Annotated in this window: 24 protein-coding genes and 1 pseudogene; 20 read left to right on the forward strand and 5 right to left on the reverse strand. The window is 60.4% G+C overall.

Annotation, left to right across the window (positions count from 1 at the left end):
* Positions 1 to 20: 20 nt before the first annotated feature.
* Positions 21 to 1,310 carry a citrate synthase gene (gene gltA / locus ACPYOI_RS04540; protein ID WP_168832799.1) on the reverse strand — a complete coding sequence of 430 codons (1,290 nt, stop codon included), beginning with the start codon at positions 1,308 to 1,310 and terminating at the stop codon, positions 21 to 23.
* A 295-nt stretch (positions 1,311 to 1,605) separates the two neighbouring features.
* Between gltA and ACPYOI_RS04545 the strand changes: the two genes are divergently transcribed.
* On the forward strand, positions 1,606 to 4,038 hold the full coding sequence (locus tag ACPYOI_RS04545; RefSeq protein WP_481415160.1) for a ComEC/Rec2 family competence protein: 2,433 nt from the start codon (positions 1,606 to 1,608) through the stop codon (positions 4,036 to 4,038).
* Here ACPYOI_RS04545 and lexA read toward each other — a convergent pair.
* Complete coding sequence (gene lexA, locus ACPYOI_RS04550) at positions 4,019 to 4,735, reverse strand: transcriptional repressor LexA (protein WP_481415161.1); 717 nt, start codon at positions 4,733 to 4,735, stop codon at positions 4,019 to 4,021. The two genes, ACPYOI_RS04545 and lexA, sit on opposite strands and share 20 nt — an antisense overlap.
* Before the next feature lie 206 nt (positions 4,736 to 4,941).
* Between lexA and ACPYOI_RS04555 the strand changes: the two genes are divergently transcribed.
* The 15 genes from ACPYOI_RS04555 to ACPYOI_RS04625 all read left to right on the forward strand — a co-directional run bounded on the left by ACPYOI_RS04555 (position 4,942) and on the right by ACPYOI_RS04625 (position 17,756).
* Positions 4,942 to 5,820 carry a VOC family protein gene (locus ACPYOI_RS04555; protein WP_481415162.1) on the forward strand — a complete coding sequence of 293 codons (879 nt, stop codon included), beginning with the start codon at positions 4,942 to 4,944 and terminating at the stop codon, positions 5,818 to 5,820.
* A complete protein-coding gene (gene kdsA / locus ACPYOI_RS04560) occupies positions 5,817 to 6,659 on the forward strand; it encodes a 3-deoxy-8-phosphooctulonate synthase (protein WP_168832796.1) in 843 nt (280 codons plus the stop codon). Before ACPYOI_RS04555 ends, kdsA begins: the two co-directional genes overlap by 4 nt.
* Positions 6,660 to 6,798: 139 nt before the next feature.
* Positions 6,799 to 8,073 carry a phosphopyruvate hydratase gene (eno, locus tag ACPYOI_RS04565; protein WP_168832795.1) on the forward strand — a complete coding sequence of 425 codons (1,275 nt, stop codon included), beginning with the start codon at positions 6,799 to 6,801 and terminating at the stop codon, positions 8,071 to 8,073.
* Between the two features lie 141 nt (positions 8,074 to 8,214).
* A complete protein-coding gene (locus ACPYOI_RS04570) occupies positions 8,215 to 8,535 on the forward strand; it encodes an FtsB family cell division protein (protein WP_168832794.1) in 321 nt (106 codons plus the stop codon).
* Positions 8,536 to 8,681: 146 nt separating this feature from the next.
* Complete coding sequence (pdhA, locus tag ACPYOI_RS04575) at positions 8,682 to 9,728, forward strand: pyruvate dehydrogenase (acetyl-transferring) E1 component subunit alpha (RefSeq protein ID WP_481415164.1); 1,047 nt, start codon at positions 8,682 to 8,684, stop codon at positions 9,726 to 9,728.
* A 15-nt stretch (positions 9,729 to 9,743) separates the two neighbouring features.
* Positions 9,744 to 11,123, forward strand: coding sequence for a pyruvate dehydrogenase complex E1 component subunit beta (locus ACPYOI_RS04580; RefSeq protein ID WP_481415165.1), 1,380 nt, complete (start codon positions 9,744 to 9,746; stop codon positions 11,121 to 11,123).
* A gap of 16 nt (positions 11,124 to 11,139) precedes the next feature.
* Positions 11,140 to 12,486: a pyruvate dehydrogenase complex dihydrolipoamide acetyltransferase gene (locus ACPYOI_RS04585; RefSeq protein WP_481415166.1), complete on the forward strand. Its 1,347-nt coding sequence runs from the start codon at positions 11,140 to 11,142 to the stop codon at positions 12,484 to 12,486.
* 25 nt (positions 12,487 to 12,511) lie between these two features.
* On the forward strand, positions 12,512 to 12,754 hold the full coding sequence (locus ACPYOI_RS04590; RefSeq protein WP_481415167.1) for a hypothetical protein: 243 nt from the start codon (positions 12,512 to 12,514) through the stop codon (positions 12,752 to 12,754).
* Positions 12,751 to 13,392: an SGNH/GDSL hydrolase family protein gene (locus ACPYOI_RS04595; protein ID WP_481415168.1), complete on the forward strand. Its 642-nt coding sequence runs from the start codon at positions 12,751 to 12,753 to the stop codon at positions 13,390 to 13,392. The genes ACPYOI_RS04590 and ACPYOI_RS04595 overlap by 4 nt, the downstream gene beginning before the upstream one ends.
* Before the next feature lie 145 nt (positions 13,393 to 13,537).
* Positions 13,538 to 15,004 (forward strand): dihydrolipoyl dehydrogenase, encoded by a 1,467-nt coding sequence (gene lpdA / locus ACPYOI_RS04600; RefSeq protein WP_481422576.1) that lies wholly within the window; start codon positions 13,538 to 13,540, stop codon positions 15,002 to 15,004.
* A 53-nt stretch (positions 15,005 to 15,057) separates the two neighbouring features.
* Complete coding sequence (locus ACPYOI_RS04605; RefSeq protein ID WP_481415170.1) at positions 15,058 to 15,312, forward strand: GlsB/YeaQ/YmgE family stress response membrane protein; 255 nt, start codon at positions 15,058 to 15,060, stop codon at positions 15,310 to 15,312.
* A gap of 13 nt (positions 15,313 to 15,325) precedes the next feature.
* Entirely contained in the window at positions 15,326 to 15,574 is a 249-nt protein-coding gene (locus tag ACPYOI_RS04610; protein ID WP_481415171.1) for a GlsB/YeaQ/YmgE family stress response membrane protein, read from the forward strand.
* Between the two features lie 87 nt (positions 15,575 to 15,661).
* Entirely contained in the window at positions 15,662 to 16,633 is a 972-nt protein-coding gene (gene lipA, locus ACPYOI_RS04615; protein ID WP_481415172.1) for a lipoyl synthase, read from the forward strand.
* Positions 16,634 to 16,727: 94 nt separating this feature from the next.
* Positions 16,728 to 17,300, forward strand: a complete 573-nt coding sequence (locus ACPYOI_RS04620; protein WP_481415173.1) for a P-loop NTPase family protein — start codon at positions 16,728 to 16,730, stop codon at positions 17,298 to 17,300.
* A gap of 9 nt (positions 17,301 to 17,309) precedes the next feature.
* On the forward strand, positions 17,310 to 17,756 hold the full coding sequence (locus tag ACPYOI_RS04625) for a type II toxin-antitoxin system RatA family toxin (RefSeq protein WP_481415174.1): 447 nt from the start codon (positions 17,310 to 17,312) through the stop codon (positions 17,754 to 17,756).
* A 14-nt stretch (positions 17,757 to 17,770) separates the two neighbouring features.
* Here the strand turns inward: ACPYOI_RS04625 and ACPYOI_RS04630 are convergent, their stop codons facing one another.
* The 3 genes from ACPYOI_RS04630 to ACPYOI_RS04640 form a co-directional block, all read right to left on the reverse strand.
* Entirely contained in the window at positions 17,771 to 18,073 is a 303-nt protein-coding gene (locus ACPYOI_RS04630; protein ID WP_481415175.1) for a hypothetical protein, read from the reverse strand.
* A gap of 68 nt (positions 18,074 to 18,141) precedes the next feature.
* On the reverse strand, positions 18,142 to 18,648 hold the full coding sequence (locus ACPYOI_RS04635) for a CinA family protein (protein WP_481415176.1): 507 nt from the start codon (positions 18,646 to 18,648) through the stop codon (positions 18,142 to 18,144).
* Positions 18,645 to 19,865, reverse strand: a complete 1,221-nt coding sequence (locus ACPYOI_RS04640) for a bifunctional 2-C-methyl-D-erythritol 4-phosphate cytidylyltransferase/2-C-methyl-D-erythritol 2,4-cyclodiphosphate synthase (RefSeq protein WP_481415177.1) — start codon at positions 19,863 to 19,865, stop codon at positions 18,645 to 18,647. The genes ACPYOI_RS04635 and ACPYOI_RS04640 overlap by 4 nt, the downstream gene beginning before the upstream one ends.
* 143 nt (positions 19,866 to 20,008) lie before the next feature.
* On the opposite strand from ACPYOI_RS04640, the gene dusB reads away from it, so the two are divergent.
* The 4 genes and pseudogenes from dusB to ACPYOI_RS04660 form a co-directional block, all read left to right on the forward strand.
* Positions 20,009 to 21,031 carry a tRNA dihydrouridine synthase DusB gene (dusB, locus tag ACPYOI_RS04645; RefSeq protein ID WP_481415178.1) on the forward strand — a complete coding sequence of 341 codons (1,023 nt, stop codon included), beginning with the start codon at positions 20,009 to 20,011 and terminating at the stop codon, positions 21,029 to 21,031.
* Positions 21,028 to 22,170 carry a two-component system sensor histidine kinase NtrB gene (locus ACPYOI_RS04650; RefSeq protein WP_481415179.1) on the forward strand — a complete coding sequence of 381 codons (1,143 nt, stop codon included), beginning with the start codon at positions 21,028 to 21,030 and terminating at the stop codon, positions 22,168 to 22,170. The genes dusB and ACPYOI_RS04650 overlap by 4 nt, the downstream gene beginning before the upstream one ends.
* Positions 22,167 to 23,618, forward strand: coding sequence for a nitrogen regulation protein NR(I) (gene ntrC, locus ACPYOI_RS04655; RefSeq protein ID WP_168832779.1), 1,452 nt, complete (start codon positions 22,167 to 22,169; stop codon positions 23,616 to 23,618). The genes ACPYOI_RS04650 and ntrC overlap by 4 nt, the downstream gene beginning before the upstream one ends.
* A 218-nt stretch (positions 23,619 to 23,836) precedes the next feature.
* A pseudogene (locus ACPYOI_RS04660) lies at positions 23,837 to 24,695 on the forward strand (PAS domain-containing sensor histidine kinase); the annotation flags it as partial.

Below are 24,695 nucleotides of genomic sequence, written 5' to 3' on the forward strand. Positions count from 1 at the left end.
TTTTTGTCGGGCGAGGCGGCTTAGCGCTTCGAAACCGGCACGTAATCGCGCTGCGGTTCACCCACATAAAGCTGGCGCGGACGGCCGATACGCTGCTGCGGATCTTCGATCATCTCGTTCCACTGGGCGATCCAGCCAACGGTGCGCGCCAGAGCGAAGAGAACGGTGAACATCGTCGTGGGGAAGCCCAGAGCCTTCAGCGTGATGCCGGAATAGAAGTCGATGTTCGGATAGAGCTTCTTCTCGATGAAGTATTCATCGGTCAGCGCAATGCGCTCGAGTTCCATCGCGACTTCGAGAAGCGGATCGTCCTTGATGCCAAGTTCGCCGAGAACTTCATGCGTCGTCTTCTGCATGATCTTGGCGCGCGGATCGTAGTGCTTGTAGACGCGGTGACCGAAGCCCATCAGGCGGAACGGATCATTCTTGTCCTTGGCACGGCCGATGTATTCCGGAATGCGGTCGACCGAGCCGATTTCCGAAAGCATGTTGAGCGCTGCTTCGTTTGCACCGCCGTGTGCCGGACCCCAAAGGCAGGCAATGCCGGCTGCGATGCAGGCAAACGGATTGGCGCCCGAGGAACCGGCGAGACGAACCGTCGAGGTCGATGCGTTCTGCTCGTGATCGGCATGCAGGATGAAGATGCGATCCATGGCGCGCGAGAGAACCGGATTGACGGTGTATTCTTCGCAAGGAACGGCAAAGCACATGCGCAGGAAGTTCGACGCATAGTCGAGATCGTTCTTCGGATAAACGAAGGGCTGGCCGATATGGTACTTGTAGGCCATGGCGGCAAGCGTCGGCATCTTTGCGATCATGCGCAGGCTTGCGACCATGCGCTGATGCGGATCGGTGATGTCGGTCGAGTCGTGATAGAAGGCCGACAGCGCGCCGACACAGCCGCACATCACAGCCATCGGATGCGCATCGCGGCGGAAGCCGGTGAAGAACCGCGACATCTGCTCATGCACCATCGTGTGATGCGTGACGCGATAATCGAAATCCTTTTTCTGAGCAGCCGTCGGCAATTCGCCGTAGAGCAGCAGATAGCAGACTTCGAGGAAGTCGCCATGTTCGGCGAGCTGTTCGATCGGATATCCGCGATGCAGCAGAACGCCTTCGTCGCCGTCGATATAGGTGATCTTTGATTCACAGGCCGCGGTCGAGGTAAAACCAGGGTCGTACGTGAAGGCACCGGTGTTTTTATAGAGTGCACCAATATCGATGACGTCCGGCCCGATCGTCCCGCTTTTCACGGAAAGATTGGCGGACTTCTCGCCGATTTTGATTGTTGCGCTTTGATCAGTCATGGTGATCCTCCAACTGGCGGGGGCGGCGCCATAAAAGCGCCACAGGGGTTAAGCGTCCTCAGCGATTGCTATATGATCGAGACGCTAATGCCAAGTTACCGTGACGTCATTTTGTGCATCGCAGTATCAACTTTTGGGCACTGCTGCGATGACAGAAATGCATAGCGGAAGCCGATGCTTGGCTCGGCTTTTTCAGGCTGCATGTGTTTGTCTTTTTTCCGTCATTTATTTATTGCTGAAACCCTCTCTAGACGGCATTCTGGTTGTATTTTAAGGCGCTGCCGGACTGGGGTACATGCCGGAGTTGAGAACGAGCGAAACGCACATCGGCTCGTCAGCAGGTGTTGCAGACAAGCTGCCGCGCGGACGTCTCCCCGCGCCGGTCGACGCTGCGCGATGGCACTTGCAGCGCACGCAAAACAATCGCCCGCGGCTAGCTGCCGTTCCCCAGATGCGCGTACATCTCCAGGCCTCTGTTCTGCGGATGGCGGGCGAGGAAACGGCGCATGGCGCACGGCTGCTGTTTGCGCCCGTCTTTCTGGGGCTGGGTGCGGCAATCTGGTTTGTCGCCGGCGGCGGCGTTTCAATGCGCTCCTCGGGCCTCTGCCTGTTTTTTATGCTTGCGGCGCTCGCCGTGACGAATCGCAACCGTGAGGTGCTGCGCGCTGTCCTGACGGCGCTTGCGCTCATCCTTTGCGGCATATTGGCCGCGCAATTCGAGACGCGGCGCGCGGCAACGCTGATGCTCGATTCCGCCGTGACCACGACGCTGACCGGCCGGGTCGAGCGGCGGGAAGGCGATGGCCGCGGCGGATGGCGTTACGTTCTATCTGTCCGGGCCACGGAGCAGCCGTTGTTGAAGCGGCCGCCGGCGCGGGTTACCGTCGTTGCACGAGGGCGGAAAGCCGAGTTCGAGACCGGCACCTGGCTGAAGGGCAGGGCGCGATTGACGCCCCCGGCCGGGCCAGCGCTCCCGGGCTTGAACGACTTTGCCGTCAAGACCTATTTTGACGGCATCGGCGCCAACGGCTTTTTCTATGGTGCGCCAGTGCCGGTGCCACCGGGGCAGGAGGACGCTCGAAATTTCGGCGAAAATTGGCTGGAATGGCTCTATCGCCTGCGCAGCAGTATTGGCGATCGCATAAGGTCGATCCTGCCCGGTGACACCGGTGCTTTTGCCGCCGCGCTGGTGACGGACGAGCGCCGGGCAATTTCCAGCGAGACGACAGAGGCACTCCGTCAGTCCGGTCTTGCCCATATCATCGCAATCTCCGGGCTCAACATGGCGCTGTCGGCGGGTATTTTCTTTGTCGGATTCCGTTCGATACTCAGCCTCTTTCCGGGTGTCGCTCAGGCCTATCCGACGAAAAAGATTGCGGCGGCGGGTGCTCTGGCGGCGGTGACGGCCTACTTCTTGATCTCAGGTTTTGCCGTTTCGGCCGAACGCGCCTTCATCATGATGGCAATCATGCTGGTTGCAGTCTTCTTCGACCGGCCCTCCATCAGCCTCCGCAATGTCGCGCTTTCGGCACTCCTCATCATCTCAATCTCGCCCTCCGAAATCATGGGTCCGAGCTTTCAGATGTCCTTTGCCGCCACTCTGGCGCTGGTCGCGGGATATGCGCTTTGGAAGGAGCGGCCGATGCGCGAAAGCCCTTTTTCAAAAATGCGATCGCTTCGGCTGTTGGTTTCCGTTTCCGGTTTTCTCGGCGGAATCCTGCTCACATCCGTCATCGGCGGCTTTTCGACAGCATTGTTCTCGATCGAGCATTTCCACCGGCTGACGGCCTACGGTCTGCCGGCCAACCTCGCGGCCATGCCGATCATTTCCTTCGTCATCATGCCTGCAGGCCTGCTTGCCATGCTGCTGATGCCCTTCGGGCTAGACGTGCTGCCGTGGAAGGTGGTGGGTTTCGGTCTCGATCTCGTAATCGCGGTTGCCAAGACGGTGTCGTCCTGGGGCGGCGACATCGGCGTGGGCAGGCTGCCCGGCTGGTATTTTCCGGCAGCGGTCGCCGGCTTCCTGCTGCTCACGCTGCTGCGCACCCGGCTTAGGCATATGGGAACAGCGATCATCGCCGGTTCAACGCTTGCCGTTGCGCTCATGCCCGGTAGAGCCGCGCCAGATGTCGTGATTGCCGAAGATGGAAGTCTTGTTGCAATCGTCAGGCAATCCGCTCTCGCCTCCAACCGCGAACGCCCGCCGGATTTCATTTTCGACCAGTGGAAACGAGCGCTGGTTATCGATGACCACCGGCCGCCAAAATTGCTTGATACCGCCTCGGCCCCGCCTTCGGCAAAAGACGGGGAGAGATTGAGGCTTTCTCCGACGCAACAGGAAGAAGCAAGAGATGCGATGCGGAACGCCGCTTCGGCAGGCCATTTCACCTGCGTCAAAAAAGCCTGGTGCACGGCAGAGCTCGAGAACGGCTCCATCCTCGCAGTGATCGAAAATGCGGCCTATTTCGGCCCGGCTTGCGACACAGCGGATATCGTCGTGACGCCGGTCAAGCTGCGGTCCGGCACCTGCCGATCCGGAGCAATGCTGTTTACCGGCGAAACCCTGAGGAAAACCGGCGCCGTCGAGTTACGCTTTGGAAACGGCGCCGCAGACGTCACAACCGCTTTCGAAACACTCGACCGCCCCTGGAGCCGGCACCGCGCCTATGATTGGCGCAGTGGCACATTTGCCGGGGATGCGTTGCCGGTTAGTGATAGCGGCGAATGAGGCCGACGAGCTTGCCTTGAACCTTGACGCGGTCCGGCCCGAAGATACGTGTCTCATATGCCGGGTTTGCGGCTTCAAGCGCGATCGAGGCTCCCTTGCGGCGGAACCGCTTGAGGGTCGCTTCCTCGTCATCGACCAGTGCGACAACGATGTCGCCGGGGTTTGCGGTATTTGAATTGCGGATAATGACCGTATCGCCGTCGAAGATGCCGGCGTCGATCATCGAATCGCCCTTGACCTCAAGTGCGTAGTGCTCGCCCGACCCCAGCATATCGGCGGGGACGGTGATGTCGTGGGTATTGTTCTGGATTGCCGAGATCGGCACGCCGGCCGCGATGCGGCCCATGACGGGAACGGAAACAGCACTGTTGTTGTCTTCGTTCGCCGGCTTCGGCGGGGCTGCTACCGGCTGCGGTTTGCCGAGGCTACCCTCGATGACGCTTGGCGAAAAGCCGCGGCGCGGCTGAATGCTCGGGCTGTAGGCCTCCGGAAGCTTGATCACCTCAAGTGCGCGAGCCCGGTTCGGTAGGCGACGAATGAAACCACGCTCCTCAAGCGCCGTAATCAGGCGGTGGATGCCGGATTTGGAGGCGAGATCCAGCGCATCCTTCATTTCGTCGAAGGATGGCGGGACGCCGGATTCTTTCATCCGCTCATGAATAAAGAGGAGAAGCTCCTGTTGTTTGCGCGTCAGCATCGAAGTTTAACCCCAGATTCGTGAAACAAAGCCAGAACAGACACTATATGTTCCATATGTGTTCCGCAAGTACCTAAATTTCGGTAAAACTTTTTCTGAAGTGCATTCATTTTGGGACTTTTTGTTTGCCGGGTCACCGCTTGCAGCTTGCATCGGGGGAACAGGCCGCGCAAATCTGGAGCACTGGAAAAATGGAGACGCGCCCGATGCCTCATCCACTGGATCACCTTGTCCTACCGGTCACGGACATCGACCTGGCGCGCGAGCGGCTGGGAAGGCTGGGATTTACCATTGCGCCAGAGGGCGGCCACCCGTTCGGAACGGAGAACGCTTGCATCTTCTTTGCCGACAAGACCTATCTCGAGCCGCTTGGTATCGAGAATGCGAAGAAATGTGAAACATCCGTGCGCGGGGGCAATGTTTTTGTGGCGCGCGACCAGGCTTTTCGCTTCCGGTGCGGCAATGACGGGTTTTCTGCGGTCGCTTTTAGCACAGAGGATGCGGACGCCGATCATTCTGCCTTCATGAATGCCAGGCAGAGCGGCGGCGACATGCTGGAGTTTTCGCGTCCGATCGAAATGCCGGATGGCTCGCAATCGACCGGCGCCTTCAAGCTCGCTTTTGCGGCCGATCTCAGGGCGCCGGATTTCTTTCTCTTTGCCTGCCAGCGCATCAATGCCTTTCCCGCCAACCATGACGCGCTGGAAAAACACGAAAATGGCGTAGCCGGTATTCGGGAGGTCGTGCTAAGCGCGCCGGAGCCAGAAGCGTTTGGCTCTTTCGTCCAACTGGCGGCGTCCGGGGCAAAGGTAGAGAGCACCAGTTTCGGCCTCGCAGTCACAACTCCCAACGTCAAAATCAGTCTGCTGTCTCAGGAGGGGATGGAAGCCTATTTCGATGTCGCACAGCCGTTGGCCGACAAGGGGCTCCGCGGCAGCGCCATCGTTTTCCGCACCCGAGATATTACCGTGACAGAGGCCCTTCTGGCTGCTAACGGGATGACCTATACACGCATCAGCAACAGAGTTCTGGTGAAGCCTGCGCCCGGCCAGGGTGCAATCTTCGCCTTTGAGGAGACCCCATGAGCAATACCAACTCCGAAGTCGCAGTCGGCGAAGGCGCCGGGCGCGTTGTGTTTTCCAACAGCGGCCGGCTGTCGCTGATTGCCGGTCCCTGCCAGATGGAAAGCCGCGAGCACGCCTTCATGGTCGCCGGCGTTTTGAGCGAACTCTGCAAGAAGCTCGGCATCGGCCTCGTTTACAAGTCGTCCTTCGACAAGGCGAACCGCACGTCGCTTTCCGCCCAGCGCGGCATCGGGCTTGAAACGTCGCTGGAAGTCTTCGCCGATCTGAAAAAGGAGTTCGGTTTTCCGGTGTTGACCGATGTCCATACGGAAGAGCAATGCGCGGAAGTCGCTACGGTGGTCGATATCCTGCAGATCCCTGCCTTCCTCAGCCGTCAGACGGACCTTCTGGTAGCCGCCGCCAAGACTGGCCGGGCAATCAACGTCAAGAAGGGCCAGTTCCTGGCGCCGTGGGATATGAAGAACGTCCTCGGCAAGCTGAATGCGACCGGCAATCCGAACATCCTGCTTTGCGAGCGCGGTGCCTCCTTCGGCTACAACACGCTGGTTTCCGACATGCGCTCACTGCCGATCATGGCGGCGATGGGCGCGCCGGTGATTTTCGACGCTACCCATTCGGTGCAGCAGCCGGGCGGGCAGGGTGGTTCGTCAGGCGGGCAGCGCGAATTCGTGGAAACGCTGGCGCGCGCCGCTGTCGCCGTCGGTGTTGCCGGCGTCTTCATCGAGACACATGAGAATCCCGACAACGCCCCGTCCGACGGCCCGAACATGGTCCATCTGAAGGACATGCCGCGGCTTCTCGAAAAGCTGCTGGCGTTCGACGCAATCGCGAAGAACTGACGTTCAAAAGTCTGACATGATCGTGTAATAGGCCACGTACGATCGCTGCAGCGGAGGACGCTCAAAGCGCCATTGTAATTTGCGCGTCTTCGATTAAGACGATTTCAAACGATTTAACCGCCACCGAGCAGGAGAAACCATGACTGCAATTACCGACATTATTGCCCGCGAGATTCTTGACAGCCGTGGCAATCCGACCGTTGAAGTCGATGTCTATCTCGAAGACGGCAGCATGGGCCGGGCGGCGGTGCCGTCGGGCGCTTCGACCGGCGCCCACGAAGCCGTTGAAGTTCGCGACGGCGGCAAGCGCTATCTCGGCAAGGGCGTGGAAAAGGCCGTCGAGGCCGCCAATACCGAAATCTTCGATGCGATCGGCGGCATCGACGCCGAGAACCAGATCCAGATCGACAACATCATGATCGAACTGGATGGCACGCCGAACAAATCGCGCCTCGGCGCCAATGCCATCCTCGGCGTATCGCTCGCCGTCGCCAAGGCCGCCGCCCAGGCTGCCGGTCTGCCGCTCTACCGCTATGTTGGCGGCGCCAGCGCCCATCTGCTGCCCGTCCCGATGATGAACATCATCAACGGCGGCGCCCATGCCGACAACCCGATCGACTTCCAGGAATTCATGATCCTGCCGGTTGGCGCCGATTCGATCCGCGAAGCTGTGCGCATGGGTTCGGAAGTGTTCCACGTCCTCAAGAAGGAACTGTCGGCTCAGGGCCACAATACCAACGTCGGCGACGAAGGCGGTTTTGCACCGGGTCTGAAGAGTGCGCCCGAAGCCCTCGATTTCATCATGAAGTCGATCGAGAAAGCCGGCTACAAGCCGGGTGAAGACATTTTCCTCGGTCTCGATTGCGCCTCGACCGAATTCTTCAAGGACGGCAAGTACGTGCTTGAAGGCGAGGGCCGCACGCTGGAATCCGGCGCCATGGCCGAATACCTCGCCGAACTCGTCGGCAAGTATCCGATCATCTCCATCGAAGACGGCATGGCTGAAGACGATTGGGACGGCTGGAAGGCTCTGACCGACCTTGCAGGCAAGACGTGCCAGCTGGTTGGCGACGATCTCTTCGTCACCAACTCGGAGCGCCTGCGTGACGGCATCCGCATGGGTGTCGCCAATTCGATCCTCGTCAAGGTGAACCAGATCGGCTCGCTGACGGAAACGCTGGATGCGGTCAACACCGCGCATAAGGCGGCTTATACCGCCGTCATGTCGCACCGCTCGGGCGAAACCGAAGATTCCACGATTGCCGATCTCGCGGTTGCCAGCAACTGCGGTCAGATCAAGACCGGCTCGCTGTCGCGCTCCGACCGTCTGGCGAAGTACAACCAGCTGATCCGCATCGAAGAGGGCCTCGGCCCGCAGGCCCGCTATGCCGGCCGTTCGATCATCCGCGGCTGATTGCGCTTAGAACTCAACGATTTGAAACCCGCGTCCGACCGGCGCGGGTTTTTCTTGTCCGGAAAATTCATAGTCAACGGACGGTTAATCTCTCGGGGGTAGGCTGATCGGACTAGGTAATGCGTCAGAGCAAGTGTGCGTATGTGGACAAAGCATCATAAGAAGAAAAAGATCGGCCGTTTGGTCGTTCCGGCGATGACCGTCGCCTTTCTCTCCTACTTCGGCTATCATTGCATTCACGGCGACTACGGTCTGCGCGCGACGGAAGTGTTCGAACAGCGCCGCATTGCCCGCGAACGCGATCTCGCGGCGCTCAAGGCGAAGCGCGAACATCTCGAGCAGCAGGTCGCGCTGTTGAGCGACGGCTCGCTGGACAAGGATATGCTGGATGAAAAAGCGCGCTACCAGCTGAATATGTCGCGCGCCGACGAGATCGTGATCTTCAATTCCTACGCCAATTAACCGAAAATCGGTTAATCGACGATTTTTGAGTATTATCAGTAGTTTACCTCAGAATACGAGCCATGCATTTATGGCATTGCTGTGGCTATATTTCTTCCCTATGGTACGCGCCACCCAATAAACGACAAACCCATAGGGAGGGTTGAATGGCGCCGCGAAAGAACGCGACCGTTTCCAGCCGTAAAGCCAGCACAAAATCCGTAGCCAAGGCCTCTAATGGTGGCCCCGTTGCTGATTTCAATCGCGACGAGGAGCTCAAAGCCTATCGCGAGATGCTTCTGATCCGCCGTTTTGAGGAAAAGGCCGGCCAGCTTTACGGCATGGGTTTTATTGGTGGTTTCTGTCACCTCTACATCGGCCAGGAAGCCGTCGTCGTCGGCATGCAGATGGCGCAGAAGGAAGGCGACCAGGTTATCACCGCGTATCGTGACCACGGCCATATGTTGGCAACCGGCATGAACGCGCGCGGCGTCATGGCGGAACTGACCGGACGCCGGGGCGGCTATTCCCGAGGGAAGGGCGGCTCCATGCACATGTTCTCCAAAGAGAAGAACTTCTACGGCGGCCACGGCATCGTCGGCGCACAGGTTTCGCTGGGCACCGGTCTCGCTTTCGCCAACAAGTATCGTGGCAACGACTCTGTGAGTGTCGCCTATTTCGGCGACGGTGCTGCAAACCAGGGCCAGGTTTACGAGAGCTTCAATATGGCAGCACTCTGGAAGCTGCCGATCATCTATATCGTCGAAAACAACCGTTATGCCATGGGCACCTCGACGGCCCGCGCGACGGCACAGTCGAACTACTCGCTGCGCGGCTCGGGCTTCGGCATTCCGGGCATCCAGGTTGACGGCATGGATGTCCGCGCCGTCAAGGCAGCTGCGGACGAGGCTCTGGAGCATTGCCGTTCCGGCAAGGGCCCGATCATCCTCGAAATGTTGACCTACCGCTATCGCGGTCACTCGATGTCCGACCCGGCGAAGTACCGCTCGAAGGAAGAAGTGCAGAAGATGCGCTCCGAGCAGGACCCGATCGAGCAGGTAAAGGCCCGTCTTATCGAGAAAGGTTGGGCTTCCGAAGACGATCTGAAGGCGATCGACAAGGACGTCCGCGATATCGTCGCCGACAGCGCCGATTTCGCCCAGAACGATCCGGAGCCGGATGCATCCGAGCTCTACACCGACATTCTGCTTTAATCGGGGAGGGAACCCATGCCTATCGATATTCTCATGCCCGCCCTCTCTCCGACGATGGAAGAAGGCACGCTTTCCAAGTGGCTCAAGAAGGAAGGTGACAAGGTCACCTCCGGCGACGTGATCGCCGAGATTGAAACCGACAAGGCGACGATGGAAGTCGAAGCCGTTGACGAGGGCGTTATCGGCAAGCTGCTGGTTCCGGCCGGCACTGAAAACGTCAAGGTCAATGCCAAAATCGCGGTCCTCCTGCAGGATGGCGAGTCGGAGTCCGACATTTCGGCCGCTCCTGCTGCCCAGCCCGCGCCGGCCGCTGCCGCTCCGCAAGTCGAAGAGAAGCCTGCCGCCGCTGCCCCGGTTCCCGCTGAGCCGAAGGCGACCGTTCCGAGCGATCCGGACATCCCGGCCGGCACCGAAATGGTGTCGATGACCGTTCGTGAAGCATTACGCGACGCGATGGCCGAGGAAATGCGCGCCGACGACAGCGTCTTTGTCATGGGTGAGGAAGTTGCCGAATACCAGGGCGCCTACAAGGTGACCCAGGGCCTTCTGCAGGAATTCGGCGCGCGCCGCGTCGTCGATACCCCGATCACCGAGCACGGCTTTGCCGGCGTAGGCGTCGGTGCTGCGATGGCCGGCCTGAAGCCGATCGTCGAGTTCATGACCTTCAACTTCGCCATGCAGGCGATCGACCAGATCATCAACTCCGCTGCCAAGACGCTTTACATGTCCGGCGGCCAGATGGGCGCTCCGATTGTCTTCCGCGGCCCGAACGGCGCCGCTGCCCGCGTTGCCGCGCAGCACAGCCAGGACTATGCCGCATGGTACAGCCATGTTCCGGGCCTCAAGGTCGTCATGCCCTACACGGCGGCAGACGCGAAGGGCTTGCTCAAGGCGGCGATCCGTGATCCGAACCCGGTCATCTTCCTTGAAAACGAAATCCTGTACGGCCAGCACTTCGACGTTCCGAAGCTCGACAACTTCGTGCTGCCGATCGGCAAGGCGCGCATCCATCGTCCAGGCAAGGACGCGACCGTCGTTTCGTGGGGCATCGGGATGACCTATGCCACGAAGGCCGCGGCTGAACTCGAAAAGCTCGGCATCGACGTCGAACTGATCGATCTTCGCACCATCCGTCCGATGGACCTGCCTGCTGTCATCGAATCGGTCAAGAAGACCGGGCGTCTGGTTACCGTCGAGGAAGGCTATCCGCAGTCGTCCGTCGGTACCGAAATCGCCACGCGCGTCATGCAGCAGGCCTTCGATTATCTCGATGCGCCGATCCTGACGATTGCCGGCAAGGACGTTCCGATGCCCTACGCCGCCAATCTCGAGAAGCTGGCCCTGCCGAACGTCGGCGAAGTCGTCGATGCCGTGAAGGCCGTTTGCTACAAATAAGGGGAGGGTATTTTCGATGCCTATCAACATCACAATGCCTGCCCTTTCTCCGACGATGGAAGAAGGCAATCTGGCTAAGTGGCTCGTCAAGGAAGGCGACACCGTCAAGTCCGGCGATGTGATCGCTGAGATCGAGACCGACAAGGCGACGATGGAAGTCGAAGCCGTCGATGAAGGCACGGTTGCCAAGATCGTCGTTCCGGCCGGCACCGAAGGCGTCAAAGTCAACGCGCTGATCGCCGTTCTTGCCGGTGAAGGCGAAGACGTTGGTGCTGCGGCGAGCGGTGCTGGTTCCGCTGCACCGGCTCCGAAGGCTGAGGCCGCTGCCGCGCCCAAGGCCGAAACCGCTCCGGCGCAGTCCGCGCCTGCGGCGGCTCCGGTACCGGCAGCAGCCCCTGCGGCAGCGTCGGTCGATGCCAATCGCACCTTCTCCTCGCCGCTCGCACGGCGCCTCGCAAAGGAAGCCGGGATCGATCTCTCCGCGGTTGCCGGCTCCGGTCCGCACGGTCGCGTCGTCAAGAGCGACGTCGAAGCCGCCGTTGCCGGTGGTGGCGCCAAGGCCGCACCGGCTGCTGCCGCTGCACCGCAGGCTGCCGCAGCGCCGGCTCCCGTCGCCAAGGGCGCTTCCGAGGAGGCTGTTCTCAAGCTCTTCGAGCCGGGCTCCTACGAGCTCGTGCCGCACGACGGCATGCGCAAGACGATCGCCCGCCGTCTGGTGGAATCGAAGCAGACTGTTCCCCACTTCTACGTCACCGTCGATTGCGAGCTCGATGCGCTGCTGGCGCTTCGTACCCAGCTCAACGACGCTGCGCCGAAGTCGAAGGACGGTGTTCCGGCCTACAAGCTCTCCGTCAACGACATGGTCATCAAGGCCATGGCGCTCGCGCTGCGCGATGTTCCGGATGCCAACGTCTCCTGGACCGAGAACAACATGGTCAAGCACAAGCATGCCGATGTCGGCGTCGCCGTGTCGATCCCGGGCGGCCTGATCACTCCGATCGTCCGCAATGCGGAAACGAAGACGCTGTCGGTCATCTCCAACGAGATGAAGGATCTCGGCAAGCGCGCCAAAGACCGCAAGCTGAAGCCCGAGGAATACCAGGGTGGTACGACCTCGGTCTCGAACATGGGCATGATGGGCGTGAAGGATTTTGCTGCCGTCATCAACCCGCCGCATGCGACCATCCTTGCCGTCGGTGCGGGCGAGCAGCGCGTCATCGTCAAGAAGGGCGAAATGGCCATTGCGACCGTCATGAGCGTCACGCTTTCGACCGATCACCGTTGCGTTGACGGTGCGCTCGGTGCCCAGCTGCTGCAGGCCTTCAAGGGCTACATCGAAAACCCGATGGGCATGCTGGTGTAACGTGTGGTCGGCGGTCGGGCTTCTGTTGGATATCACTGGATTTGTTATCCTGTTTTACAATGGAAATTTTGCGCGCAACTTTAACAGGCTGGACGGCTTTGAGGTTTGGTCGTCCGATCGCGATGGAAAAGGCGGCGGCATGAGGGCTATTGAGAGAAATGAAAAGTTGCCGAAGGTACTCGACTATCTCGGCTTTGGAATGATCTTCTTTGGCTTCTTATTTCAGCTGATCGGCACGTTGCTCAGCCTTTGGACGATCGAGATATGACGAAGACCGTTCTTTGCTATGGCGACTCGCTGACCTGGGGATACGACGCCGAGACGATCGGCCGCCACGCCTATGAGGACCGCTGGCCGAGCGTGCTTCAGGCGGCGCTCGGCGGCGAGGCGCGTATCATTCCAGAGGGCTTGAACGGGCGGACCACCGCTTTCGACGATCACCTCGCCGATTGCGACCGCAACGGTGCGCGCGTCCTGCCGACAATCCTGCAGACGCATGCACCGCTTGATCTCGTCATTATACTGCTCGGGACCAACGACATGAAGCCGGTCGTGGCAGGTTCGGCTTTTGCCGCCTGCCAAGGCATCGCGCGTCTGGTTCGGCTGATCCGCAACCACGCCTGGCCCTTCGAACTCGACGGGCCGGATATTCTGATCGTGGCACCGCCGGCGATCTGCGCGACGGGCAATGTGCCCTTCGCAGCATCGTTCCCGGGCGGTGTTGAGGAATCGGCGAAACTCGCGACGCTTTATCGTGACCTTGCCGACGAACTCGGCTGCGGCTTCTTCGACGGTAACTCCGTCGCCAAGACGACGCCGATCGACGGCATTCATCTCGATGCCGAAAATACCCGCGCTCTCGGGCGCGGCCTGGAATCGATCGTGCGGATGATGCTGGGGCTCTGATCATGGCCTCCTTCGTCGCGCTGCGGGGGGCGGAACGGCGAGCGCGGCGGAGGCGGCGCAGACGCTGTGGCGCTTTTTGAAAAACAGCAGGAAACACGAGTGGGCGCTTTTGGCCCGCCACGCCCGATAACAAAGGCAGGAAAATATGGCTGAGAACTACGACGTCATCATCATCGGCTCCGGACCGGGCGGCTATGTCGCCGCCGTGCGCGCTGGTCAGCTGGGATTGAAGACCGCGATCGTCGAACGCGAGCATCTGGGCGGCATTTGCCTGAACTGGGGCTGCATCCCGACCAAGGCGCTGCTGCGTTCGGCCGAAATTCTCGATCATTCGAACCATCTGAAGGAATACGGCCTCGTTCTCGAGGGCACCGTCAAGCCGGATACCAAGGCCGTCGTCGCCCGCTCGCGCGCCGTTTCCGCCCGCCTGAATGCCGGTGTCGGCTTCCTGATGAAGAAGAACAAGATCGACGTCATCTGGGGCGAGGCGAAAATCACCAAGGCTTCGACCGGCGCTCAGCCAGGCGAAATCGTCGTCTCGAAGTCGTCCAAGCCGGTGGTCGAGCCGCAGCATCCGCTGCCGAAGAACATCAAGAGCCAGGAAGGCACCTATACCGCCAAGCACATCATCGTCGCGACCGGTGCTCGCCCGCGTTCGCTTCCCGGTATCGAGCCGGACGGCAAGCTGATCTGGACCTATTTCGAGGCACTGAAACCGGATGTCCTGCCGAAGTCGATGATCGTCATGGGCTCTGGCGCCATCGGCATCGAATTCGCGAGCTTCTATCTGTCGATGGGCGTCGATGTGACGGTGGTCGAAATCATGCCGACAGTCATGCCGGTCGAGGATGCGGAAGTGACCGCCATCGCCCGCAAGCAGCTGGAAAAGCGCGGCATGAAGATCTTCACGAGCGCCAAGGTGGCGAAGGTCGAAAAGGGCGCCAACAGCGTCACGGCGCATGTCGAGACCGCCGACGGCAAGGTGCAGCAGATCACCGCGGATCGCATGATCTCCGCCGTCGGCGTCCAGGGCAATATCGAGAATCTCGGCCTCGAAGCGCTCGGCGTGAAGACCGATCGCGGCTGCGTCGTCGCCGATGGCTACGGCAAGACGAATGTCCCGGGTATCTACGCGATCGGCGACGTCGCCGGCCCGCCGATGCTTGCCCACAAGGCGGAGCATGAAGGCGTCGTCTGTATCGAGAAGATCGCCGGCGTTCCGGGCGTTCATCCGACCGACAAGGGCAAGGTTCCGGGCTGCACCTACTGCCAGCCGCAGGTGGCTTCCGTCGGTCTGACGGAAGCCAAGGCCAAGGAATCGGGCCGTGAGATTCGCGTCGGCCGCTTCTCCTTCGTCGCAAACGGCAAGGCGATCGCGCTCGGCGAAGACCAGGGCCTCTGCAAGGTCATCTTCGACAAGAAGACCGGCGAACTCCTGGGCGCCCACATGGTCGGCGCTGAAGTGACCGAACTGATCCAGGGCTTCGTCGTCGCCATGAACCTGGAGACGACGGAGGAAGAGTTGATGCACACGATCTTCCCGCATCCGACCGTTTCCGAGACGATGAAGGAAGCGGTGCTCGACGCCTACGGCCGGGTGCTCAACGCTTGATAATTTCCTTTTCCGCCCTCTATCCCGGGTGGAAAAAACGAAAGGAAATCATCATGTCGATTGAGACGCAGGCCCTGCTCATCTTCCTCCTGATCGGCCTCGCCGCGGGCTTTCTCGCGAGCCTGGTCGTCGGTGGGGGCGGATTGATACGGTGCCTGCTGAGCGGCATTATCGGTGCGTTCGTGGGCGGGTTTCTGTTCAATGCCTTGGGCATATCGCTCGGTATTGAAAATGCGCTGGTCGTGCAGATCATTCACGCCACGGTCGGCGCCATCATCGTGGTGCTGATCGCTAGGGCGATAGCCTGAGGGTAGGGCGACTATGGAAGGTGTGGGCTGGATAGCGGCAATCATCATCGGCGGTCTTGCGGGCTGGCTCGCTGGCAAGCTGATGGAGGCGCGGTACGGCATTCTGTTGAACATCGTGCTCGGAATCGTCGGTTCGGTCGTCGCGACCGCCATTCTGGCGCAGTTCCACATCGAAGTGGCCGGAGGACGGCTCGGTTATTTCATCACCGGCTTTCTGGGCGCTTGCCTGCTGATATTCCTCGCGCGGCTCGTCCAGCGATAATGCGCGCGGCTCAATTGTAAGAGCCGGGCAAAAAGCTTATGTGCAGACTGATGAAGCCGCATGGGGCGGCGGAAAGTTGAAACTGCAATGGTAACCATTCTCGACACGATCAATCCCGACGCCAAGCGCGTGCGGCATCCGGAAAAGGCGCATCGCCCCGATACGGAAGTCCTGCGCAAGCCGGACTGGATCCGCGTGAAGGCTCCGACCTCGAAGGGCTATGCGGAGACGCGCTCGATCGTCAAGGAACACAATCTCGTCACGGTCTGCGAGGAAGCCGGCTGCCCCAACATCGGTGAGTGCTGGGACAAGAAGCACGCGACTTTCATGATCATGGGCGAGATCTGCACGCGTGCCTGCGCTTTCTGCAACGTCTCGACCGGCAAGCCGAATGCCCTCGACATGGCCGAGCCCGAAAATGTCGCGAAGGCCGTCAAGCAGATGGGCCTTTCCCACGTCGTCATCACCTCGGTCGACCGCGACGACCTGGAAGACGGCGGCGCCGAACACTTCGAGAAGGTGATCTGGGCGATCCGTGCAGCATCGCCGGAGACGACCATCGAGATCCTGACCCCGGACTTTCTGAAGAAGCCGGGCGCGCTGGAGCGCGTCGTTGCTGCCAAGCCCGATGTCTTCAACCACAATCTGGAAACCGTGGCCGGGAACTACCTGACGGTTCGCCCAGGCGCCCGCTACTTCCACTCCATCCGCCTCTTGCAGCGCGTGAAGGAGCTCGACCCGACCATGTTCACCAAGTCCGGCATCATGGTCGGCCTGGGCGAAGAGCGCAACGAAGTCCTGCAGCTGATGGACGATCTGCGCACCGCAGATGTCGACTTCCTGACGATCGGCCAATACCTGCAGCCGACCCGCAAGCATCACCAAGTGATGAGCTTCGTGACGCCGGAGGAATTCAAGTCCTACGAGACGGTGGCCTACACCAAGGGCTTCCTGATGGTGGCTTCGAGCCCGCTCACCCGGTCTTCGCACCACGCCGGCGACGACTTCGCCCGCCTGAAGGCCGCCCGCGAAAAGAAGCTGCTTGTAGCGGCTGAATAATCAACGAAGGCTTGCGTTTTCAAAGAGCCGCGGCGATGTTGCCGCGGCTTATTTGTTTCTTGCCTAACGCAGCGCCAACGGGGAGCTATAGAGGATGCCGGCATATATCGACGATATGAGCCATGGCGCTGGCATCTTGCGCCGAGCGGATCGCATCATGGTGATCGGTTGTTCGGGCGGCGGCAAAAGTACGCTCTCGCGCCGGATCTGCGATCGCCTCGACATCCCCTATGTCTCGATGGATCGCGAGTTCTATTGGCTGCCGGGTTGGGTGAAACGCGAGAAAGCGGAAGAGAGGGCGCTAATCGCCGAAACAGTGTCGCGCGAGCGCTGGCTCATGGATGGCAGCGGATCGTCAACCTTCGATCTCAGGCTGCCGCGGGCGCAGATGGTGGTCTGGGTGCGCGTTCCCCGCTGGCGATGTCTACTCGGCGTGACAAAGCGGGCCTTCCGCTATCTGGGTAAAACCCGGCCGGACATGGCGCCAGGCTGCGTCGAGCGCGTTCCTGATCGGGAATTCCTCTCCTACATCTGGAATTTCGAGAAGCGCTTTGTGCCTCACATTCTGGCGCAATTGCAGAGACATGGAGCGAACATTCCGGTTTTGCAGCTTAAAAGCCACGCGGAAATGCGCCGCCTTCTTGATCTTCTCGGTGCTCCCGCTTAACTGCCCTTCATGCCGCAATTCGAAACCCACCACCGCGTTCCGCACTCTGCCGAGCAAATGTTCGATCTTGTTGCCGACGTAGAACGCTATCCGGAATTCTTGCCGCTCTGTGAAGCCTTGAGCATCCGCAGCCGCAAGGAGCGCGATGGGAGGATCTTGCTGATTGCCGATATGACGGTCGGCTACAAGGCGATCCGCGAGACCTTCACGACGCAGGTCTTGCTCAACAAGGCGGAGCAGCTCATCGACGTCAAATACATCGACGGGCCATTCCGATATCTCGACAACCGCTGGCGCTTCGAGGATGTCCCCGGCGACGGCTGCACGATCCACTTCTTCATCGACTACGAGTTCAAAAGCCGTGTTTTGGGCGCGCTGATGGGCTCGATGTTCGACCGCGCGTTCCGAATGTTCTCAGAGGCGTTCGAAAAACGAGCCGAAGCGATCTACCGGTAGGTCAGACGGCGCAATTACCGATCGGGGTAGTAGCGATATGCCGGATAGGCATATGCCCCTCTGTCGATAAAGCCCCGCCGAGACAGGCAACTCCTCAACGCCGCATTGTAATAAAGGCTATACGGATACGGCGAACCTCTCCACCAGGACGATGCTTCGTACTGGCAATATGGAAGCGCCCGGTTGTAGTGCGCGAGCACGACCGGGTCAGAGTCGACGCGGACCTGCCCGAAATATGTTTCGTAATTCGAAGGCGATTCGGCCGCGGATATGCAGCCCAAGCTTAAAGCAACTCCCAATGCAGCCAGATACTTCATCGACGTGATCCCTCAAGTGTGGCTCCACTGAAGAATTGGCGCCGGCGCGCATTCTTTCAAGCCCCTGACTATGCGTGGTTTTCTTGGAGGTCGATCAACATTTCGAGCGCGGTCAGGACGGTGGCAAGACGGACCTTGTCCCGGCCGATATTGCCGTAGAGCATTTTTCGATGGATGAGTGCGCCGCTGCGCGACTTGGCAGCCAGATGAACCAGTCCCACCGGCTTTTCCGGCGTGCCGCCGCTCGGTCCGGCAATACCCGTCACGGCGACGGCGAAATCGGCGCGAGAGCGGAAGAGGGCGCCATGCACCATCTGCCGCGCGGTCTGTTCGGAGACGGCGCCGAAGCCTTCGAGCGTCCGTTCCTGGACGCCGAGCAGCTCGATCTTCGCCGTATTGGTGTAGGTGACGAAGCCGCGATCGACGACCGCCGAGGAACCGGAGATTTCCGTCAGCGCCCCGGCGATCAATCCGCCGGTGCAGGATTCGGCCGTGGCGAGCATTTTCTTCGCGGCTGTGAAATCGCGAACAATCTTCTCCGCGAGCGAAAGGATGTCGTCCGTGAAGATGCTCATCCTTTGGCTCCGCGATAAACGACTGTTGCCGTTGCGATCGCCGCGATGCCTTCGCGACGGCCGACAAAGCCGATCTTCTCGTTCGTTGTCGCCTTCACCGAGCAGCGATCGATCGAGATTCGGAGAAATTCGGAAAGATTGGCGCGCATGGCCTGACGGTGCGGACCGATTTTCGGCGCTTCGACTATCAGCGAGATATCGGCATTCATGATCGTTCCGCCGTTATCCCGAACGATTGTTGCCGCATGTTCGAGGAATATGCGGGACGCAGCGCCCTTCCACTGCGGGTCTGATGGCGGAAAATGATCGCCGATATCGCCGGCGCCGCAGGTGGCCAGCAGCGCATCGGTCAGGGCATGCAGGGCGACGTCCGCATCCGAATGGCCCTTGAGCCGCTGATCATGCGGAATGAAAACCCCGCAAAGTATGACGCCGTCGCCGGGCTCCAGCTGGTGGACGTCATAGCCATTGCCGGTGCGCACATCCGGCAGCAGCGGCGACGAAAGCCTGTCGTCGGCCAAAGCGATATCCCGCTTGACCGTCAGTTTCACGTTGTCGGCAGCTCCTTCGACGATCGTGACCGGAATGCCTGCCCATTCGGCAATGGAAGCATCGTCAGTGAAATCCGTGCGGCCGATCTCGCTTGCCTTTTCATGGGCGTCGAGGATGGCGTCAAAGGCAAAGGATTGCGGCGTCTGGGCGGCAAAGAGCTGCGCACGCGAGACAGTTTCCAGGACCGTGCCGGCGCGGTCGGCGCGTTTCAGCGTGTCGGCAACGGGCATTGCAGGCAGCACCGCCGGTGCACCCTCGGCCAGCGCATCGGCTATGCGGTCGAGAAGCAGGTGATCGAAGAACGGCCGAACGGCATCATGAACGAGCACGTGGGTGATGCCCTTGTTTTTCAGATGCCTCAATCCAGCAAGAACCGACTGCTGTCGGGTTGCCCCGCCGTGAACGGTTTCGATCGGCGTGGCAGAAAGGATTTGCCGGAATGCCTTTGCAAAGAGCGCCTCGTCGTCGGGATGGATGACGACGACGATTTGAGCCGCATGTTCCCATGTCATGAAGTTTTCAAGCGTATGGGTGATAATCGGCTTTCCGCCGACCATGCGGTATTGCTTCGGGCCTTCTTCAGGCGCGCCCGCCCGCTCGCCACGCCCGGCGGCGACAATGACAATTCCGGCTGATATTGGTTGCTTCGAGTGCATCTGCGGCATAATTCCCTAAAATATGCAGAAGGCGGCTTTCAGCTCTATCGCCTCGGCGGTCCGCTTTCCAGCATCTGCCCGAAAAATATCAATTGTTACGGAAGCCCCTTGGCAAGAGCGTTGAGTATGGCTAAAAATCGTGCAGTAACATTGTGTGCCTGAAAGATAATCAATTGCATTCCATCAACCTTGCCGCGCCCTTGCAGATCGGAAATGTCTCCGTGCGCAACCGCGTTGCGCTGGCACCGATGTCCGGCGTCACCGACATGCCTTTCCGCCAACTCGCCTGGCGTTATGGCGCCGGTCTCGTGGTGACCGAGATGGTAGCAAGCCGGGAGCTAGTGAACAACACGGCCGAATCCTGGTCGCGTCTGAAGGCGGCCGGCTTCAAGCCGCATATGGTGCAGCTTGCAGGGCGCGAGGCGCATTGGATGGCGGAGGCTGCAAAGATTGCCGCTGGCAGCGGCGCCGACATCATCGACATCAACATGGGCTGCCCCGCCAAGAAGGTGATCGGCGGCTATTCCGGCTCGGCGCTGATGCGCGATCCCGATCATGCGCTGGGCCTTATCGAGGCAACGGTGAAAGCGGTCGATATCCCGGTCACGCTGAAGATGCGGCTCGGCTGGGACGAAAATTCGCTCAACGCCCCTGACATCGCCAAACGCGCAGAAGATGCAGGCGTGAAACTAATCACCATCCATGGCCGAACCCGTATGCAGTTCTACGAGGGCAAGGCGGACTGGAATGCGATCCGCGCCGTTCGCGATGTGATTTCGATACCGCTGATCGCAAATGGCGATGTCGAGACGCATGACGACGCTGAGGAGATCCTTCACCGCTCGGGCGCCGATGCAGTCATGATCGGCCGGGGGTGCCAGGGGCGCCCATGGCAGGCAGGCGCGCTGGCAGGCGAAGCCGGTCCCGCGGCAAGCGCAATTCCCGACATTGTCGTCGAGCACTACGAGATGATGCTGGACTTTTACGGAGCCGCAACGGCGATCCGCCACGCGCGCAAGCATCTTGGCTGGTACCTCGAGCGTTTCGCGCCGTCGCTAGCGGCAGCAGAGAAGGCGGCAATCATGACCTCGCAAATGCCTGGAGACGTTATCGCGCGCCTGCGCGACGCACTGGCGGGCGGGTTGGAGCTTTCAGAAAGCCGGGAGGCGGCATGACGGACAAGGGCCAAGCCGATCAGACCGGCGGAGCCGTCGCGATGGCGGTGCTCAACGCAATTCAAAACCCGGTCGTGATGGTCGACGCGGCGGGCTTGATCGCCTTCGCCAACTGGGAGGCCGAAGCGTTTTTTGGCGCCAGTGCATCGCACCTCGCGCGCTACAAGATCTCCACGTTTATCCCGTTCGGCAGCCCGCTGCTGGCCTTGATCGATCAGGTGCGTGAACGCAAGGCGCCGGTCAACGAATATCGCGTCGACCTGAGCTCGCCCCGTCTTGGCCAGGACAAGCTGGTCGACCTCTATGTCGCGCCGCTGGTCAGCGAGCCGGGATCTGTCGTCATCGTCTTCCAGGAGCGCTCGATGGCCGACAAGATCGACCGCCAGTTGACGCATCGGGCAGCCGCGCGATCCGTGACGGGGCTCGCCTCGATGCTCGCACACGAGATCAAGAACCCGCTCTCCGGCATTCGAGGCGCAGCGCAACTTCTGGAGCAATCGGTCGTCGATGACGACCGCTCGCTGACGAGGCTCATCTGCGACGAGACCGATCGCATCGTATCGCTGGTGGATCGGATGGAAGTGTTCTCCGACGAACGGCCGGTCGATCGGGTGCCGGTCAATATCCATTCCGTACTCGATCATGTGAAGGCGGTGGCAAAGGCCGGGTTTGCTCGGCATATCCGCATCACCGAGAGCTACGATCCGTCGCTCCCCGCTGTTTACGCCAACCGTGATCAGCTTGTGCAGGTCTTCCTGAACCTCGTCAAAAACGCAGCCGAAGCGGTCGGAGACCGGCAGGACGGGGAAATCCTGCTGACGACCGCTTATCGCCCCGGCATCCGTCTGTCCGTCGCCGGAACCCGGGAAAAGATCTCGCTGCCGCTGGAGTTCTGCGTGCAGGACAACGGGCCTGGCGTTCCTACCGACTTGCTGCCGCATCTGTTTGATCCGTTCATCACGACGAAAACGAATGGCAGCGGACTTGGTCTTGCGCTCGTCGCCAAGATCATCGGCGATCACGGCGGCATCATCGAATGCGACAGCCAGAACAACAAGACGACGTTCCGCGTCCTCATGCCGGCATCGAAGGATGCCTCGGCCGAAGACGCGGCAAACCCCACAGGAACTTCTCGATGACAGCAACGATCCTCGTCGCAGATGATGACGCGGCCATCCGTACCGTGCTCAATCAGGCGCTCAGCCGTGCGGGTTATGATGTCCGCATCACCTCCAACGCTGCCACTCTCTGGCGTTGGGTGTCTGCAGGAGAAGGCGATCTTGTCGTGACCGACGTCGTGATGCCCGACGAGAATGCCTTCGACCTGTTGCCGAGAATCAAGAAGGCGCGCCCCGAACTGCCGGTTCTCGTCATGAGCGCGCAGAACACCTTCATGACCGCCATCAAGGCGTCCGAGAAGGGGGCCTACGACTATCTTCCGAAGCCCTTCGATCTCACGGAGCTCATCGGCATCATCGGCCGGGCGCTTGCCGAACCGAAGAAGAAGCCGGCCAAGCTCGATGAGGACATGCAGGACGGCATGCCGCTTGTCGGCCGCTCGGCGGCCATGCAGGAAATCTATCGCGTTCTCGCACGCCTGATGCAGACGGACCTGACGCTGATGATCACGGGTGAATCGGGTACCGGCAAGGAGCTCGTGGCACGCGCCTTGCACGACTACGGCAAGCGCCGCAACGGTCCGTTTGTCGCCATCAACATGGCGGCGATCCCTCGCGACCTGATCGAATCCGAGCTGTTCGGTCACGAAAAGGGTGCCTTCACCGGCGCCCAGACCCGGTCCACCGGCCGCTTCGAACAGGCCGAGGGCGGCACGCTGTTCCTCGACGAAATCGGCGACATGCCGATGGATGCACAGACCCGCCTTTTGCGCGTATTGCAGCAGGGTGAATATACGACCGTCGGCGGGCGTACGCCGATCCGCACGGACGTTCGCATTGTCGCGGCGACCAACAAGGATCTGAAGCAGGCCATCAACCAGGGTCTGTTCCGCGAGGATCTCTACTATCGTTTGAATGTCGTTCCGTTGCGGCTGCCGCCGTTGCGCGACCGCGCGGAGGATATTCCCGATCTCGTCCGGCACTTCATCCAGCAGGCGGAGAAGGAAGGGCTTGGCACCAAGCGCTTCGACCAGGAAGCTATCGAACTGATGAAGGCCTATGCCTGGCCGGGCAATGTCCGCGAGTTGGAGAACCTCATCCGCCGCCTTGTCGCACTTTATCCACAGGATGTGATCACCCGCGAAATCATTGAATCCGAGCTTCGGTCCGACGTCCCGGACAGCCCGATCGACAAGAGCCCGATCCGTGCGGGATCGATGACGATCGCGCAGGCCGTGGAGGAAAACATGCGGACCTATTTCGCAAGTTTCGGCGAGAATCTGCCGCCTTCCGGGCTTTACGACAGGGTTCTGACCGAGATGGAGTATCCGCTCATTCTTGCGGCATTGACTGCCACACGCGGCAACCAGATCAAAGCGGCAGACCTGCTCGGCCTCAATCGCAATACCTTGCGCAAGAAGATCCGGGAACTCGGTGTCTCTGTTTACCGGAGCTCCCGTACAGCTTGACAACCCAGCAGCGTGCGTTGCATTTTCGCCACAATGCGTTGCTTAAAGGCCACGCATGGGGATTGGAATCGCAGTGCTTCGAAGCCTTTGATGGCGGCGCTCGTTGTTCGGCGGAATTTCGCTGGAATGTTGAGGCATGCCGGAGCTTTGCATAGCGATCCAGAACCGCTCGATTGAATCCTGGGATGGCGGCCTGTGCCGCTTGGAGTGACGACTTGATGAAGCGGGATGCGGCACCGCCTGCGGCAGATAGCGATACGGTTTCGACCGTCACCGATCGCCGGGCGCTGTTTGCTTTGCCTGGTCTCGTCCTGGCCGGCGGCGCGTTGCTTTGCGCGACGCTGACACTCTTCATCCTGCTCGGCGTGACACCGATCGACCCGACCACCCGCGTCGTCATCACCTCCGTCGTGGTGAACTCCTTCTTCGTCCTGGGGCTGATCGCGCTGATCGGGCGCGAAGTTGTGCGGCTGCTGAAAGCCCGCTCGCGCGGCCGTGCGGCGGCCCGTCTTCATATCCGTATCGTCGTCCTGTTCTCGCTCGTCGCCATCACCCCGGCGATTCTGGTGGCGATCTTCGCCAGTATCACGCTGAACGCCGGCCTCGATCGCTGGTTTGCGCTGCGCACCCAATCCATCGTCAGTTCCTCCCGCAATATCGGTCAGGCCTACATGATGGAGAACGCCAGCTATCTGCAGGGCCAGACGATTTCCATGGCTAACGACCTGGAACGCAACAGAGTTCTCTACAATCTCGACCGCACGGGCTTTGCGGACCTGATGACGCGCCAGGCGCGCGGCCGCGGCCTGCTTGGGGCGTTCCTCGTCGAGAGTGACGGCGCGGTCATCGTTCAGGCGGATATCAAGACCGAAAAGCCCTTGCCGGCAATTCCCCCGGATGCACTGCAAAAAGCCGCGGCAGGACAGCCGACCCTCATTCCGCCGGGCGTGACCAATCTCGTCGGCGCCATTATCAAGCTGGAACAGATTCCGAGCGCGTTCCTCTACACTGTGCGTGCCGTCGACCCGAAGGTCATGGGCGCGATGCGCATGATGGAGGAGAATGCGACGGAATACC

This window comes from Rhizobium sp. SVR5-2C (assembly GCF_056755115.1).

Bases quoted from the DNA above. Each gene is read 5' to 3' on its own strand.
- ACPYOI_RS04585 (WP_481415166.1), top strand. From the start codon at position 11,140: ATGCCTATCAACATCACAATGCCTGCCCTTTCTCCGACGATGGAAGAA.
- lpdA (WP_481422576.1), top strand. From the start codon at position 13,538: ATGGCTGAGAACTACGACGTCATCATCATCGGCTCCGGACCGGGCGGC.
- gltA (WP_168832799.1), bottom strand. From the start codon at position 1,310: ATGACTGATCAAAGCGCAACAATCAAAATCGGCGAGAAGTCCGCCAAT.
- ACPYOI_RS04595 (WP_481415168.1), top strand. From the start codon at position 12,751: ATGACGAAGACCGTTCTTTGCTATGGCGACTCGCTGACCTGGGGATAC.
- ACPYOI_RS04570 (WP_168832794.1), top strand. From the start codon at position 8,215: ATGTGGACAAAGCATCATAAGAAGAAAAAGATCGGCCGTTTGGTCGTT.
- ACPYOI_RS04650 (WP_481415179.1), top strand. From the start codon at position 21,028: ATGACGGACAAGGGCCAAGCCGATCAGACCGGCGGAGCCGTCGCGATG.
- ACPYOI_RS04545 (WP_481415160.1), top strand. From the start codon at position 1,606: ATGCCGGAGTTGAGAACGAGCGAAACGCACATCGGCTCGTCAGCAGGT.
- eno (WP_168832795.1), top strand. From the start codon at position 6,799: ATGACTGCAATTACCGACATTATTGCCCGCGAGATTCTTGACAGCCGT.
- kdsA (WP_168832796.1), top strand. From the start codon at position 5,817: ATGAGCAATACCAACTCCGAAGTCGCAGTCGGCGAAGGCGCCGGGCGC.
- ACPYOI_RS04625 (WP_481415174.1), top strand. From the start codon at position 17,310: ATGCCGCAATTCGAAACCCACCACCGCGTTCCGCACTCTGCCGAGCAA.
- ntrC (WP_168832779.1), top strand. From the start codon at position 22,167: ATGACAGCAACGATCCTCGTCGCAGATGATGACGCGGCCATCCGTACC.
- ACPYOI_RS04580 (WP_481415165.1), top strand. From the start codon at position 9,744: ATGCCTATCGATATTCTCATGCCCGCCCTCTCTCCGACGATGGAAGAA.
- lipA (WP_481415172.1), top strand. From the start codon at position 15,662: ATGGTAACCATTCTCGACACGATCAATCCCGACGCCAAGCGCGTGCGG.
- ACPYOI_RS04555 (WP_481415162.1), top strand. From the start codon at position 4,942: ATGCCTCATCCACTGGATCACCTTGTCCTACCGGTCACGGACATCGAC.
- ACPYOI_RS04640 (WP_481415177.1), bottom strand. From the start codon at position 19,865: ATGCCGCAGATGCACTCGAAGCAACCAATATCAGCCGGAATTGTCATT.
- ACPYOI_RS04630 (WP_481415175.1), bottom strand. From the start codon at position 18,073: ATGAAGTATCTGGCTGCATTGGGAGTTGCTTTAAGCTTGGGCTGCATA.
- ACPYOI_RS04620 (WP_481415173.1), top strand. From the start codon at position 16,728: ATGCCGGCATATATCGACGATATGAGCCATGGCGCTGGCATCTTGCGC.
- ACPYOI_RS04610 (WP_481415171.1), top strand. From the start codon at position 15,326: ATGGAAGGTGTGGGCTGGATAGCGGCAATCATCATCGGCGGTCTTGCG.
- ACPYOI_RS04605 (WP_481415170.1), top strand. From the start codon at position 15,058: ATGTCGATTGAGACGCAGGCCCTGCTCATCTTCCTCCTGATCGGCCTC.
- lexA (WP_481415161.1), bottom strand. From the start codon at position 4,735: ATGCTGACGCGCAAACAACAGGAGCTTCTCCTCTTTATTCATGAGCGG.
- ACPYOI_RS04635 (WP_481415176.1), bottom strand. From the start codon at position 18,648: ATGAGCATCTTCACGGACGACATCCTTTCGCTCGCGGAGAAGATTGTT.
- pdhA (WP_481415164.1), top strand. From the start codon at position 8,682: ATGGCGCCGCGAAAGAACGCGACCGTTTCCAGCCGTAAAGCCAGCACA.